Source organism: Rhodococcus sp. ENV425, assembly GCF_002887785.1.
GTDB lineage: Bacteria > Actinomycetota > Actinomycetes > Mycobacteriales > Mycobacteriaceae > Rhodococcus > Rhodococcus aetherivorans.
The window spans coordinates 1-13,622 of sequence record NZ_PCZU01000043.1 but is presented as its reverse complement, the minus strand read 5'-3'; the positions used below and the strand labels follow the sequence as shown (position 1 = coordinate 13,622).

Here is a 13,622-nt window from a genome sequence, read left to right as displayed (position 1 = left end):
GAGCTCACCCGACCCCGCCGACGTGTGCGCCGTGGCCAACCATCTTCCCGTCCGGCCGGGCAGGGACTACCGTTCGCCCATGCGCGCAGCCGCCGTCGTCGTCGCCTGTCTGGTCGGCGCGGCCGCGTGCGCGTCCCCACCACCGCCGGACCCACCACCGCCGGCGCCGCCGGCGCGTGTCACGGTCGACGGGCGGGGCCTGATTCTGGACGGGAAGCCCTGGTGGCCGACCGGGCTCAACGCCTATCAGCTCGCCTCCGACTGGGACGTCAACGGTGGCTGCGGCGCGCAGGTGGACCTGGACGCGTACTTTTCGTCGCTGCCGCCGTCGTCGCTGACGCGGTTCAACGCCTTCCAGGCGCTGGCGTTGAACCGCGTCACGGGGACCCTGGACTTCGCGGCGATCGACGCCGTGTTCGCCGCCGCCGAGCGGCACGGCCAGCTCGTCATGCCGGTGCTGTCCCCGCAGGACGGCGCGTGCGGCAACGAGCTGTACAAGGACCGCGCCTGGTACGAACACGGCTGGACCACGCGCCGGGCCCCCTTCGCGGTCAGCTACCGCGACTGGGTCCGCCTGGCCGTGGACCGGTGGCGGGTGTCGCCGGCGCTCGCCGCGTGGGACCTGCTGGGCGAGCCCGAGCCCGGCGTGTGCGGCGACGCCGCGTGCAGCCTGCCGCGGCGCTCCTGCCCACCCGACTCGGCGCAGCTGCTGCGCGCGTGGACCGACGCGGTCGGCCGGATCGTGCGGGAGACGGACCCGCGGCACCCGATCACCCTCGGCCTGATCGGCGGGGACCAGTGCGGCAGCGCCGGGGACGGCTACGCGCAGCTCGCCCGGTCGCCGTACGTGGACGTGCTGCAGTACCACGACTACGACGAGGCGGCGTGGCTGCCGGTGCGGCTCGGGCAGGTGACCAAGCCGATCCTGGTGGCCGAGCTCGGCATAGAAGCCGGGAGCTGTCTGCCGCTGCCCGAACGTGCCGAACGCGTGGACACGGCCCTGACCGGCTACCGCGAGGCCGGGGCCGCCGGCGCGCTGCTGTGGGCGTTCGTGCCCGACCCGCGCGGCGGCGAGTGCACGTACGACATCGGCCCCGGCGACCCGGCGTTCGAGGTACTCGCCCGGCACCGGACCTTCTGACCCGTGCCGCGTCGATCGCCGCGTGGAGGGACGTGCGCCCGGTAGCCGTCCAGCATCGAACCACCGTTCCCGGACCGTTCGAACGGAACTGTCCGCCAGTCGGATACGGAACCGGAACACGGTCGCTCGCAGTAATTCGTTTGCGGGTTCACCCCGTGGTGAATATTGTCTGCTGCGTCCGGCGGAGAGGCCGGTCGAACTCGGATGGAAAGTGGTGAATTATGCCCCGGACAGCCGCCGAGCTCCTTCACGATCCCGTGAAGCGCTCGGACCGGTGATCCGCACCCACCATCGGATCGCCTGTCCGGTGTGAGGTCTTCGCGGGATCGACAGTGCTCGGCACACATTGCAGCACAGTTGATCTCACAGAGGAGAACCCAAGTGTCCCACAGTGGCACATCGATATCGCACCTTTCCACGTTCACATGTATCCGGTGCGGGCTGACGGTACCTGCCGCGACGCCTGCCGGTGCAGCACGGACGCACTGCCCGAACTGCCTCGCCGGAAAGCACCGACCCGGACCGGACGCCGGGTGTGGAGCACGCACGCACCCGATCTCGATCGCGGTGCTCCGGGGCGGAGAGTGGATGCTCATCCACCGCTGTACCGCCTGCGGTGGCCTCGACGCGTGCCCGGTGGTCGAGGACGACAACCAGTTGCTGTTGCTCCGCATCGCGGTGAAACCGCTGGCGCAACCGCCGTTCCCGCTCGAGCATCTCGCACAACTGTAGGAGCGCTCGGTGTCCCGCAGGAACAATCGAACAGCTCGAGTGCAGCGGCCGAAGCCGGCACATCGCGACGCACCCGCGCGGCACGGAACATCGTTCCGCTGCCTCGGATGCGGTCTGGACGTGCCGATGCAGGCGCCCGGAACCGCGCACCGCAACCACTGCCCGCACTGCCTGTCCAGTAGGCACGTCGATCGTGTGCCCGGCGACCGGGCCGCCGGCTGCGGGGGCCGGATGGAGCCCATCTCGGTGACCGTGCGCGGGGGTGGGGAATGGGTGATCATCCACCGGTGCCGCACCTGCGGCACGCTCGACGCCAACCGCTGCGCCGGGGACGACAACCCGCTTGCGCTCGTCCGGATCGTGCTGCGGCCGATCTCGGCCTCGGGCGTGCTCCTCGACGGGTAGAGGCCGACGCCCCGGGAGCGCTTTCCATCTCGCTGCGGAAGGCCTTGTCTGCCGGCGGGGACGGCAGGATCGACCGAACGTCGCGGGTGCCGTCCGTCCGTGTCAGCTGGACGGTTCGGTCGCCGGGTGGGCCGGGAGATGAGTCGCGGCCCAGCTGGCGAGAAGCTTGAGCCGGTCTTCGGAGTCGGTTCCGGGTTCGGCGGTGTAGATGGTCAGATCGAGGACCCAGTCGTCGTCCGCTGCCAGGTCCAGGGAGTGGTAGACGAGGTCGAGCGTGCCGACCACCGGGTGGTTGAACTGCTTGTTCCCGACGTGATGGATGCGGACGTTGTGTGCTGCCCACCGGGCGCGGAATTCGTCTCTGAGCGTGGAGAGTTCACCGACGAGCTGACGCAGGTCCTTGTTGTGGGGATCGCGGCCGGCCTCGGCGCGCAGCAGTGCCACGGTCACGTTTGCGGCGCCGTCCCAGTCGGGGAAGTAGTCGCGAGCGCCGGGATCGAGGAACTGGAAGCGGGCGATGTTGGCGGTTCTGCGGTCGTCGGCGAACATCGGCGAGTACAGCGCGCGGCCGAGCGCGTTGGTGGCGAGGATGTCCATGCGCCCGTTGCGGACGAACGCGGCGGAGGAGGTCATCGAGTCGAGCATCCACCGCACCCTCGGCCGCACCTGGGCCTGCTTGCGGGCGCGGGGTGCGCGGTGGGTGGGCCGGGCGGCGCGGGCGAGGTCGAACAGGTAGGTGCGTTCGGCCTCGTCGAGCTGCAGTGCCCGGGCGACCGCCTCGAGGACGTCCTCGGAGACGCCGCCGATGTGGCCCTTCTCCAAGCGGGTGTACCACTCCGTGCTCACCCCGGCCAGCACGGCCACCTCCTCGCGCCGCAATCCGGGGACCCGGCGGCGCCCGCCGCCGGCGGGCAGCCCGACCTGCTGCGGGGTCAGCCGGGCCCGCCGGGTGGCGAGGAAGCTGCGGATATCGGCGCGGTTGTCCACGCCGTCCACGGTACGTCCGGTGCGGCGTCGTGGGAGGTCGTGGTTGTACCCCCTATGAACGCGACCTCCCGCGCGGGTGGTGCGCGGTGTTCCATGGAATCGGCCCGGAAAACAGCCGGGACACCCACATCAGATCTCGTGCGAACAAGGAGCACCGTCATGCGTGGAGCAATCCTGTACGCCCCCGGCGACGTCCGTGTCGAGGAACGCGACCGTCCGTCCCTCGTCGAACCCACCGACGCGATCCTCCGGCTCTCCGCGGCATGTGTGTGCGGCTCGGACCTGTGGCCCTACCGCGGTGTCGAAACCTACGACGGCCCGATCCCCATGGGTCACGAGTACGTCGGCATCGTCGAGGAGATCGGCGCGGACGTCGCGAATGTGAAGGTCGGCGACTTCGTCGTCGGCTCGTTCTTCGCGTCCGACAACACCTGCGAGATCTGCCGCGCCGGGTATCAGAGCTCGTGCGTCCACCGGGTGCTCATGGGCAGCCTCGGTTCCCAGGCCGAGTTCCTGCGGGTCCCCCTCGCGGACGGCACGCTCGTGGCCACTCCGGGCATGCCCGAACCCGACCTCATCCCGTCTCTGCTGGCCGCCTCGGACGTCCTCGGCACCGGCTGGTTCGGTGCCGTCGCCGCCGAGGCCGGACCGGGCAAGACCGTCGCGGTCGTCGGCGACGGCGCCGTCGGTCTGCTCGCGGTGCTCGCGGCGAAGCAGCTCGGCGCCGAACAGATCATCGCGATGAGCCGTCACGAACCCCGGCAGCGGCTGGCGCGCGAGTTCGGTGCCACCGATATCGTCACCGAACGAGGTGACGCGGGCGTGGCCCGGATCAAGGAGCTCACCGGCGGGCGGGGCGCGCACTCGGTCGTCGAGGCCGTCGGCACCCAGGAGTCGATGATGCAGGCCATCCGGTCCACCCGGCCCGGCGGGCACGTCGGTTACGTCGGGGTCGCCCACGACGTGCAGCTGCCCGGCGAGGAGCTGTTCTTCTCGCACGTGCACCTGCACGGCGGTCCGGCCCCGGTCCGGCAGTATCTGCCCGAACTGATCGACCTGATCTGGAGCCGAACAATCAACCCGGGCAAGGTGTTCGACCTGGAGTTGCCCCTCGAGCAGGCCGCCGACGGCTACAAGGCCATGGACGAGCGAAGCGCCATCAAGGTCCTGCTCCGCCCCTGACCTCCATCGTCACCCGTGGGTGGCCCCCGTCCGAGTCTGCCTCGCGGCCGACTCCCGACTCATCAGGAACCGTTCGTTCATGCCTGCATCCCTGACCTCCGTCCGACGCGACGACAGCCGGACCACCGTGGGCGAGGTCGCCCGCGCCTCGAACCTCGCCCCGCCGGGCCGGGCACTGGGTGTCGTGCTGAGCCTGCTCACCGTCTTCGGCCCGATCTCCATGGACCTGTACCTGCCGGTCCTGCCCGCGCTCACCGCCGACCTCGGGGCGAGCACGTCCGCGGCACAGCTGACCGTCACCGCCTGCCTGCTCGGACTCGCCCTCGGGCAGGTCGTCGCCGGTCCGCTGTCGGACCGGTTCGGTCGCCGTCGTCCGCTGCTGATCGGAGTCGGGGCCTTCATCGCCGCGTCCGCCTGGTGCGCGGTGAGCCAGACCATCGAGATGCTCGTCGCGGCGCGCCTGGTGCAGGGGCTGACCGGTGCGGTCGGCATCGTCATTGCCCAGGCCGCCGGTCGGGATCTGTATTCCGGCGCCCGGCTGCTGCGCTACTACGGCCGGCTCACCGTCCTCGGCGGACTGGCCGCGATCATCGGACCGGTCATCGGCGGGCAGCTGGCGAAGATCACCGACTGGCGGGGCACCTTCGTGTTCCTGGCCGTCGTGGGCGTGGCCATCCTCGCAGCGAGTACCGGGGTGTTGCGTGAGACGCTGCCACCGGGTAGTCGACGAGCCGGTGGCCTGGCCGACAGTGGGCGGGTGTTCCGCCGGCTGGTCTCGGAGAGGGTCTTCCTCGGCGCGGTCCTCATCACGGGGTTCGTCAACGCCGCCCTGTTCGCCTATCTCAGCGGCGCGACGTTCGTGTTGCAGGGCATCTACGGCCTGTCGCCGCAGGGCTACTCCTATGCGTTCGGGCTGAACTCGTTGGGATTCATGGTCTTCGGATACCTCGCCGGCCGCATCGCGGAGCGGTGGTCGGTCTACGGCACCCTGGTCGCCGGTCTGATCATGGTCGTGGCCGGCGCCGGTGGCGTGCTGCTCACCGCCACCGCACACCTGCCGCTGGCCGCGATGGTCGTTTCGTTGCTCACGATGGTCAGCGGGGTGGCGGTCACGACCCCGCCGTCGACGTCCCTCGCGCTGGAGAACTATCCCGAGGTGGCCGGTTCGGCCGCCTCGCTGCTGGGGCTGGCCCGGTTCGCATTCGGCGGCGTCACCGCACCCCTCGTCGGGCTGGCCGGCCCGGAGACCGCGGTGCCGCTGGGCGTCGTCACCGTCACGGCAGCCCTGCTCGGCCTCGTCGGCTACGTCCTGCTCCGCCCACCGACAGCCGGCACGCCGGAACACCGTGCGTTCGCCTGAACCTTCAGCCCGGCCCGAAACCACAGCAATTCCACTCAGAGGAGAAGCCTCCATGCGTGTCCATGCCTACGCAGCCTCGTCCGCATCCGCGCCGCTGGCCCCGACGGTCATCGAACGACGGGACGTCGGACCCAACGACGTGCTCATCGAGATCAAGTACGCCGGCATCTGCCACTCCGACATCCACACCGTCCGCGGCGACTGGGGACCCCAGCCCTACCCGCTCGTCCCCGGCCACGAGATCGTCGGTCTCGTCGCCGAGGTCGGTGCCGACGTCACCCGCCACCGGGTCGGTGACCGCGTCGGAGTGGGCTGCATGGTCGACTCCTGCCGCGAGTGCGTGAACTACCGCAACGGCGACGAGCAGTACTGCCTCGACGGCATGGTCCCCACCTATGCGGGCGTCGACCGGGACGGCACCACCACCCCGGGCGGCTATGCGACCCACGTCGTCGTCGACGCCGACTTCGTGCTCTCCGTGCCCGCGACACTCGACTTCGCGGCCGCCGCGCCGCTGCTGTGCGCCGGCATCACCACCTACTCGCCGTTGCGGCGCTGGAACGCCGGACCGGGCACGAAGGTCGCCGTCGTCGGTCTCGGCGGTCTGGGGCACTTGGCCGTCAAGATCGCCCACGCCCTCGGAGCCGAGGTGACGGTGCTGTCCCAGTCGTTGAAGAAGCGGGAGGACGGCCTGCGGCTCGGTGCCGACCACTACCACGCCACCAGCGATCCGGCCACATTCGAGCAGCTCTCGAGCCTTTTCGATCTGATCGTCAACACGGTCAGTGCCGCCATCGATGTCGACGCCTACCTCGGTCTGCTCGCGGTGGACGGCACCCTGGTCAACGTCGGTGCACCGGCCGAACCCCTCAGCCTGAACGTCTTCTCCCTCATCGGCGGCCGCCGCTCCTACGCCGGCTCGATGATCGGTGGCATCCGCCAGACCCAGGAGATGCTCAACTTCTGCGCCGCACACGACATCGGCGCCGACGTCGAGGTCATCCCCGCGGACCGGATCAACGACGCCTACGAGCGCGTCCTGGCGTCCGATGTCCGCTATCGGTTCGTCATCGACACCGCCACCCTCGGTTGATCTGCAGCCCGGAGTACCTGAGCGCATGCACGGGCGCGCCCGAACCACCACGCCGAAGGAAGCCCGATGGACACCCGCTTTCGTGCAGTGCACGTGTCGCTGTCGCTGGCTCTCGTAACCCTTGCAGCCGCGTGCAGCAGTCCTCCGGAGCCCACCGTCGACGACGAGTGGGACCGCATCCGTATCGCACTCATCGTCGACGGGCAACGCCTGACGGGAACGCTGTCGGACACCCCTGCCGGTCGCGACCTCCTCGCGCAGCTCCCTTTGACCCTCACCATGACCGACTTCGGATCCGTGGAAAAGGTCGCCGAGCTACCCACGTCCCTGTCGATCACCGGCGCCCCACCCGGCGCAGACCCTGCCCCGGGGGGCATCGGCTACTACGCGCCGTGGAACGACCTCGTCCTCTACTACGGCGACCAGAGCTACCACGACGGCATCGTGAGGCTGGGAACCCTCGACGGGGGAGTGGACGTCATCGGGCAGCACACCGGCGACCTCCTGGTGGAAATCGAGCATGTGGGGGACTGAACCGGGGGAGCGGCCCATGAGCTTTCGTAAGAACGTGGAAGACCCGGAGCGCCAGTGCGAGACCCATACCCGCCGTCCGGAGGTAGTCGTCTTCGGATTGGTCATCTTGATCCTGGTTGTGACGACATACCTGGACTCGAGGTAGGGGGATCGCCGGTTCGGTCGCCGGGCTGTCCGCACTGCTGCGCGTGCTCGCAGTGGGATTCCGAGGGAGCGAAGGGTGGGACCTCACGGTCCCACCCTTCGCCGTCTTCGGTCTCAGGCGTCCGTGTCGAGCGTCGGGGTGCCCTGGTCTTCGGGGAACCACATGCTGACCCGAGCGAGCGTGCCACCGTCCGTCGTGGGCAGCGTGACGCCGGAGATGTAGGCCGAATCGTCGGAGGCCATGAACAACGCTGCGCGCGCGTTGTCCATCAGTGACGGTGGCCGATTCAGCTTGAGGGGGATGGGGGAGATGCCGGGATCCCAGGGGCCGGCGACCTCTTCGTAGGACTGTCCCACCACCGGGGTTCCGGCCGGCGCCAGGAAGTTCGGCGACATGCCGTGCGTTGGAGCGATCGCGTTGACCCGGATGCCGTACTTGCCCAGGTCCAGGCTCAGTCCCCGCACCAGGCCGTTCACTCCCGCCTTCGTGGCCGAGTACATCGCAATGCTGTGGTACGCCACGAACGAGGCGGCGGACGAGGTCGCCAGGATGACACCGCCGCCGTTGGCCCGAAGGGCGGGAACCGCAGCCTTGGCGGTGTAGAAAACACCGGAGAGGTTGACGCCGACCACGTCCTGCCAGTCGGCATCGGTCAGATCCTCGAATTCGACCTGCTCACCCCCGGCGACCGAGGGCACGCCACCGCGGGAGACCACACCGGCGTTGGCGAAGGCGATATCGAGCTTGCCGAAGGCGGAGACCGTCGCCGCGACGGCGTCGATCACCTGCTGTTCCCTGCGCACATCCGCAGTCACTGCGATGGCGTCGCCGCCGTGCTGCTCGATCAGTTCCACGGTTCCCTTGGTGCGCTCCGGGTCGATGTCGACCACCGCCACCTTTGCGCCTTCGGAAGCGAAGAGCTGAGCGCACTGGCGTCCCAGGCCGGACCCCGCTCCGGTGATGAGAGCGACCTTGTCTGGGAGGCGTCCCATGATTGTCCTTTCCCGTTCTGGTTCTTGTCCGATGTGTGGACGGAAGTTGTTGGGCGCGTACGGTCCCCGTGGTGCGGGCGACAAGGCAGAGGTGGTCGCCAGGGGTGGAGTGAGAGGGGGCCGCACGGGTGCTTGGTGTGGAGCGTGTCACAAACTATAGGAGCCGTGGCGCGGACAGTCAACAGATGACAAATATCGATTGACGTAATATGTAACTGGTCGTAATGTGAGTCACAGAGGGGCCGGGCGCGCCGGATGGCTATCACGCGCCCCGTCGCTCCCGTGAGACCTCCTGCTGTCCTCTGCCGACACCGTCCGTGCAGGGAGGCGGCCCTTGTTCGAGCAAGGAGCTCATATGACACTGCACGACAACAGCTTTGCCCCGCCGAGCGGAGCCGCAGTGCCGCGACTGGTGGTGGACCGTTCGGCCTGCGCCGGACACGGACTGTGCTACGGCCGTTCTCCGCAGATACTCGACTGCGACGACGCGGGAGATCCGGTCGTGCTGAAGGCGTTGTTGAGTACCGATCAGGAAATCGCCGCCGCCGAGGCGGCGGCCCTGGTATGCCCGGAACGCGCCCTGAGCATCGAATTCAATTGACCCTACTGTGATCGAGGAACTCACCATGACCAGCACGACAGCTGCCGGCGCCGCTCCTGAAGAGCTCGTCGTCGACTTCGACATCTACGATCCGTCGTTGGCCGGCCCGGTCGACACTGTTCAGGACAAGGCCGCCGAATTGGCGGCGAAGGGCCCGGTGGTCTACTCGACAGCGCATGGCGGACATTGGATCGTCACGCGCTACAAGGAGATCCACGAAGTCCTGCGCGATCCCGAGACGTTCTCGAGCTACCCGAACAACCTCGTTACCGGACCGGGCGGCATGGGCAAGTTCATCCCGATCGAGCTCGATCCCCCGGAGCACACCGGCTATCGCACGGCGCTGCAACCGCTGTTCTCACCCAATCGCATGAAGGCACTGACCGAGCAGATCCGTGGAGTGATCAACGAACTCATCGACGGATTCGCCGCCCGGGGACAGGCGGAGTTCATCTCCGAATTCGCTCACGAGTTGCCGGCCCGGGTGTTCCTGGCGCTGATGGACTGGCCACTCGCGGACGCGCCGATGTTCACCGAGGCCACCGACACCATCCTGATGGGGAAGCCGGGTGCCGGCGAAGAGGAGTCCCAGCAGGCGCGCGCGGCCGCCGGAATGCAGATGCTCGGCTACTTCCAGAACATGGTCGACCAGCGGCGGAAGATGCCCGGCGAGGACGTCACGTCCGCTCTGATTCATACCGAGGTCGAGCTCGAAGACGGAAAGCGGCTGCTGACCGACGAAGAGCTCAACCGCATGTTCTTCCTGCTGCTCATCGCGGGACTGCACACGGTGCAGGGTTCGCTGGCGTGGAGCGTTATTCACCTGGTCAACAATCCGGACCAGCGCGAAGCCCTGATCGCCGACGAATCGCTGATACCCAGTGCCGTCGAAGAGATCCTTCGGATCGAGGCCGCAGTGGTGCCCGGGCGCTGTGCGACTCGCGACGTCGAACTCGGTGGTGTGCAGATCAAGAAGGGTGATCAGCTCATCCTCATGCTCTGTTCGGCCAACCGTGACGCCGAGGAATTCGACGACCCGGATGAGCTTCAGCTCGAACGTCACCCGAATCGGCATCTCTCCTTCGGCTCGGGTCCCCACCGGTGCCTGGGCTCCCACCTGGCGCGGATCGAACTGTCGCTCGCCCTCGAGGAGTTGCACCGACGGATTCCCGATTACGACCTGATTTCCGAGGAGCCGCCTCTCCTGCACGCCACCCAGGTGCGGGGGTGCATGCGGTTGCCCATCCGATTCACACCGGAGGCGTAAGAACGGTTCGACGTCGGCGCTCGAGCGGCGGGGTATGCGCACGCATGCCCCGCCGCTCGAACGTCACCGATCGACATCGCCGCACGCCCGGAACGAATGAGTCGCTGCGAACACAGAACCGATATCCACAGCACCTCCGGTCTGCAATTCGAGGCAGATGTCCACCGGCCTCGGGTGTGAACCGCTCACTGATCCGTCGTGCGCCGCCGCCACGGGGAACCGGCTCGTCCGCACGCCTGCGCCACGGTCGGCAGAGGCATGAGGTGGGGACAGCGGACGAAATCCGGCCCTTGTATCATGAACACGAATTTATCGGTGATTCGCCGAGTTTGCGGGAGGCGGCATGGCGCGACGACGGAACGGGAGTGTCCTCAGTGAGGACGCCGAGGAGGCGCGTGCTCAGATCCTCGAGGCCACGGAAACGGCCTTCCAGCGGTACGGGGTGGTCAAGACCACCATGGACGATGTCGCGAAGGAGGCCGGCGTCTCCCGGCCAACGATCTACCGCTATTTTCGCGATCGCGACACCTTGATCGCAGCAGTCATCGAAGTCCGCTCGCGCCGTTTGTTCGACCAGGCACGTGCGTATTTGCGAAAGCGGAAGACCTTCGCCGAGCAGGTGGTCGACGGTCTCATCTTTCTGGTGGACCGGGGGCGGAAGGACCCGATCATTCGGTTGATCGTCAGCCCCGAACACATGGACATGGCGACGGCGCTACTCGGCAGCTCCGGCCTGGCCAAGCGGCTCACGCACGAGATGTGGGCGCCGCTGATGGACGAAGCGCGCGAGCGCGGGGAGGTCCGCGAAGGGGTTTCCGACGACGAGATCGCCGAGTGGATAACTCTGGTAGAGCTGATACTGGTCGGACGAATGGACTTCGACCAGGGAGACGATGCCGACCATCGACGACTGCTGACCAAGTTCATGCTGCCGGGAATCGTCACCGATACGTCTGCGGCCGACGCTCGTCTGAACTGAACCACGAATACTGTCGGCAGGGGTCCCGAGGCGCGCTGCGCTTCGGGGCCTTTCGCGTGTCCGCCCCGGAGTGCCGCTCGGTGAGCAGGCCCGAATTCTAAGCGACCCCGCAAGAGGCGAAAGTCCCTCTTGCGTGGCTCGCACCCACGCGATATAACGAAATACGAAAATTGTCATGTGTAAGAGCGAGCCACGTCTCGGCTGGAAGGGTGGCGTGAGAGCCCCGGCGGGGAAGAGGCGTCACCCGGCTTTCGCGTGCACCGCGGGCGCGGAGTGCTGCGGCACGACCGAGCCGGCCCTCGGCTCCGGATGAAAAGGTCCCGGCCCACGTGGGTTGACGTTCGGTCAAATGACAAAATATGATATCTGTCACCTGTTGTTCACGGCATTGCCGTCGCGGTCGAGTCGGCCCGACAGAAAGCCAGGTCGCCAATGGCTCATGTAATCACGCAGCCATGCTGCAACGACGCCAGTTGCGTCTCGGTGTGCCCAGTCGATTGCATCCATCCCACGCCGGACGAGCGGACCTACGCTCGCACCGAGATGCTCTTCATCGACCCGGCAACGTGCATCGACTGCGGCGCGTGCGTGGACGAATGCCCCGTCGACGCCATCGTTCCGGAAGGGGACATGACGCCCGAGATGCAGGCGTTTCCGGACCTGAACGCCGCCTACTACCAAGACAATCCGATACAACCGAGGCAAATCGGACTTCCCGGGGCGGAGCGGCCGACGATCCGGTCCGCGTCCGAGACGCTCCGCGTCGCAATTGTCGGAAGCGGACCGTCCGCCTGTTACCTCGCCGACGAGCTGACGGCCACCAAAGGCCTCGACGTGCTGGTCACCGTGGTGGAGAAGCTGCCGGTAATCGGGGGCCTCGTCCGCTACGGGGTGGCACCGGACCACGGTCGAACCAAGAACGTAGTCGGGACCTTCGCGCGGACGCTAGGGCGGAAGAACTGCATTGTGTACCTCAATGTCGAAATCGGAAGGCATATTTCGCACGAGGAACTGCTCGCCCATCATCATGCGGTCGTATACGCGAGCGGAGCTGCGGGCGATCGCGCCCTCGGAATTCTCGGAGAGGCCCTGCCGGGAGTCCACTCCGCTCGCGAATTCGTGGCCTGGTACAACGGCCACCCCGACTTCGCCGGTGCCGAATTCGACTTCTCCAGCAGCCGGGCAGTCGTGATCGGGAACGGAAACGTAGCACTCGACGTCGCGCGCATACTGGTCAGTGACGTCAGTCGCCTGATGAAGACCGACATCGCGGACTACGCCCTGGAAGCACTTGCCGCAAGCCGAATACGAGAGGTGATCGTGCTCGGGCGGCGTGCCGCGGACAGCGCCGCCTTCAGCACCCCCGAGCTGATCGGTCTCGGCAACCTTGCCGGCGTGGACGTCACAACCTCCGAGATCGTGCATCGCAAGGACACAGAGGACTCTCTCACGCGTATGAGGCATGCGGTCCTCGATGGTTACGGCACGACTGAATCCGGCACCGGCAACCGCCGGATTCATCTCCAATTCCTTCGTACACCAGTGGAAATACTGGGTACCGAGCGAGCGACCGGCATCCGTGTCGAGCGGAACGTCGCCGCACTCGACGGTGCCGGATCGACGGTCGAACCCACAGGCTTCTACGAGACCATCGAGTCGGGACTCATTCTGCGCTCCATCGGGTTCCGTGGCGCCACGGTCGGCAATCTGCCCTTCGACGATGTGCGCGGGGTGCTGCCCAACGATGCGGGAGCTGTCATCGATCCGAGAACAGGGCAGGCCGTGCGCGGGGCGTACGTGGCGGGATGGCTGAAACGCGGACCGACCGGGGTGATCGGAACGAACAAGTCGTGTTCGATCGAGACAGCACGCCGCATCGTTGCCGACTTCGTCGGTGGCCGCCTGGCGACTCCCGGAGCGGGAACGGCCGAGTTCGACGATCTCGTCGCCCTCCGGCAACCTCAGCGGCTCGACCTGAAGGGGTGGAAGAACATCGACAACCACGAGCGGAACCTGGGAAGAAGTGCGGGACGGCCCAGGGTCAAGATCGTGAGCAGAGACGACATGCTGGATGTAGCGCAAGGGTCCAAGGTTCGTGCCGGCACCCGCGAACCCGAGCGGGTCGCTGTCACCTGACAAACGAGACCACCAGGGACACAATCCACCGGCCCGTGCAGTCCGCACCTACGTCGGTGGCGGAGGAG

Annotated in this window: 13 protein-coding genes; 11 read left to right on the top strand and 2 right to left on the bottom strand. The window is 67.5% G+C overall.

Annotated elements, in window-relative coordinates; genetic code table 11:
- Positions 1-79: 79 nt before the first annotated feature.
- The 3 genes from CQZ88_RS03240 to CQZ88_RS03230 all read left to right on the top strand — a co-directional run bounded on the left by CQZ88_RS03240 (position 80) and on the right by CQZ88_RS03230 (position 2,278).
- The gene (locus CQZ88_RS03240; protein ID WP_050035784.1) at positions 80-1,141 is read left to right on the top strand and encodes a beta-mannosidase; all 1,062 of its coding nucleotides are present in this window, start codon (positions 80-82) and stop codon (positions 1,139-1,141) included.
- 309 nt (positions 1,142-1,450) lie between these two features.
- Positions 1,451-1,873, top strand: coding sequence for an RNHCP domain-containing protein (locus tag CQZ88_RS03235; protein ID WP_306413677.1), 423 nt, complete (start codon positions 1,451-1,453; stop codon positions 1,871-1,873).
- Between the two features lie 9 nt (positions 1,874-1,882).
- Complete coding sequence (locus CQZ88_RS03230; RefSeq protein ID WP_006936630.1) at positions 1,883-2,278, top strand: RNHCP domain-containing protein; 396 nt, start codon at positions 1,883-1,885, stop codon at positions 2,276-2,278.
- A gap of 102 nt (positions 2,279-2,380) precedes the next feature.
- Here CQZ88_RS03230 and CQZ88_RS03225 read toward each other — a convergent pair whose 3' ends face one another.
- Positions 2,381-3,274 (bottom strand): helix-turn-helix transcriptional regulator, encoded by an 894-nt coding sequence (locus CQZ88_RS03225; protein ID WP_050035783.1) that lies wholly within the window; start codon positions 3,272-3,274, stop codon positions 2,381-2,383.
- 150 nt (positions 3,275-3,424) lie between these two features.
- Between CQZ88_RS03225 and CQZ88_RS03220 the strand changes: the two genes are divergently transcribed.
- The 4 genes from CQZ88_RS03220 (at position 3,425) to CQZ88_RS03205 (ending at position 7,434) form a co-directional block, all read left to right on the top strand.
- Positions 3,425-4,447, top strand: a complete 1,023-nt coding sequence (locus tag CQZ88_RS03220) for a zinc-dependent alcohol dehydrogenase family protein (protein WP_043798379.1) — start codon at positions 3,425-3,427, stop codon at positions 4,445-4,447.
- Positions 4,448-4,526: 79 nt separating this feature from the next.
- Positions 4,527-5,807 (top strand): multidrug effflux MFS transporter, encoded by a 1,281-nt coding sequence (locus CQZ88_RS03215; RefSeq protein ID WP_043798377.1) that lies wholly within the window; start codon positions 4,527-4,529, stop codon positions 5,805-5,807.
- A 52-nt stretch (positions 5,808-5,859) separates the two neighbouring features.
- Positions 5,860-6,900 carry an NAD(P)-dependent alcohol dehydrogenase gene (locus CQZ88_RS03210; RefSeq protein ID WP_102799250.1) on the top strand — a complete coding sequence of 347 codons (1,041 nt, stop codon included), beginning with the start codon at positions 5,860-5,862 and terminating at the stop codon, positions 6,898-6,900.
- Between the two features lie 66 nt (positions 6,901-6,966).
- Positions 6,967-7,434, top strand: coding sequence for a cyclophilin-like fold protein (locus CQZ88_RS03205; protein WP_102799249.1), 468 nt, complete (start codon positions 6,967-6,969; stop codon positions 7,432-7,434).
- 258 nt (positions 7,435-7,692) lie between these two features.
- Here CQZ88_RS03205 and CQZ88_RS03200 read toward each other — a convergent pair whose 3' ends face one another.
- Entirely contained in the window at positions 7,693-8,571 is an 879-nt protein-coding gene (locus CQZ88_RS03200; protein WP_102799248.1) for an SDR family NAD(P)-dependent oxidoreductase, read from the bottom strand.
- A gap of 355 nt (positions 8,572-8,926) precedes the next feature.
- On the opposite strand from CQZ88_RS03200, the gene CQZ88_RS03195 reads away from it, so the two are divergent.
- The 4 genes from CQZ88_RS03195 to CQZ88_RS03180 all read left to right on the top strand — a co-directional run bounded on the left by CQZ88_RS03195 (position 8,927) and on the right by CQZ88_RS03180 (position 13,554).
- Positions 8,927-9,172, top strand: a complete 246-nt coding sequence (locus CQZ88_RS03195; protein WP_102799247.1) for a ferredoxin — start codon at positions 8,927-8,929, stop codon at positions 9,170-9,172.
- Positions 9,173-9,197: 25 nt separating this feature from the next.
- Positions 9,198-10,439 (top strand): cytochrome P450, encoded by a 1,242-nt coding sequence (locus CQZ88_RS03190; protein ID WP_044475976.1) that lies wholly within the window; start codon positions 9,198-9,200, stop codon positions 10,437-10,439.
- Between the two features lie 343 nt (positions 10,440-10,782).
- Positions 10,783-11,418, top strand: a complete 636-nt coding sequence (locus CQZ88_RS03185) for a TetR/AcrR family transcriptional regulator (RefSeq protein ID WP_006936621.1) — start codon at positions 10,783-10,785, stop codon at positions 11,416-11,418.
- A gap of 432 nt (positions 11,419-11,850) precedes the next feature.
- Entirely contained in the window at positions 11,851-13,554 is a 1,704-nt protein-coding gene (locus CQZ88_RS03180) for a 4Fe-4S binding protein (RefSeq protein ID WP_180986936.1), read from the top strand.
- Positions 13,555-13,622: the final 68 nt, after the last annotated feature.

Excerpts from the sequence above, each read along its gene's own strand:
- CQZ88_RS03215 (WP_043798377.1), top strand. The coding sequence starts at position 4,527 with ATGCCTGCATCCCTGACCTCCGTCCGACGCGACGACAGCCGGACCACC.
- CQZ88_RS03220 (WP_043798379.1), top strand. The coding sequence starts at position 3,425 with ATGCGTGGAGCAATCCTGTACGCCCCCGGCGACGTCCGTGTCGAGGAA.
- CQZ88_RS03180 (WP_180986936.1), top strand. The coding sequence starts at position 11,851 with ATGGCTCATGTAATCACGCAGCCATGCTGCAACGACGCCAGTTGCGTC.
- CQZ88_RS03200 (WP_102799248.1), bottom strand. The coding sequence starts at position 8,571 with ATGGGACGCCTCCCAGACAAGGTCGCTCTCATCACCGGAGCGGGGTCC.
- CQZ88_RS03195 (WP_102799247.1), top strand. The coding sequence starts at position 8,927 with ATGACACTGCACGACAACAGCTTTGCCCCGCCGAGCGGAGCCGCAGTG.
- CQZ88_RS03210 (WP_102799250.1), top strand. The coding sequence starts at position 5,860 with ATGCGTGTCCATGCCTACGCAGCCTCGTCCGCATCCGCGCCGCTGGCC.
- CQZ88_RS03240 (WP_050035784.1), top strand. The coding sequence starts at position 80 with ATGCGCGCAGCCGCCGTCGTCGTCGCCTGTCTGGTCGGCGCGGCCGCG.
- CQZ88_RS03205 (WP_102799249.1), top strand. The coding sequence starts at position 6,967 with ATGGACACCCGCTTTCGTGCAGTGCACGTGTCGCTGTCGCTGGCTCTC.
- CQZ88_RS03185 (WP_006936621.1), top strand. The coding sequence starts at position 10,783 with ATGGCGCGACGACGGAACGGGAGTGTCCTCAGTGAGGACGCCGAGGAG.
- CQZ88_RS03190 (WP_044475976.1), top strand. The coding sequence starts at position 9,198 with ATGACCAGCACGACAGCTGCCGGCGCCGCTCCTGAAGAGCTCGTCGTC.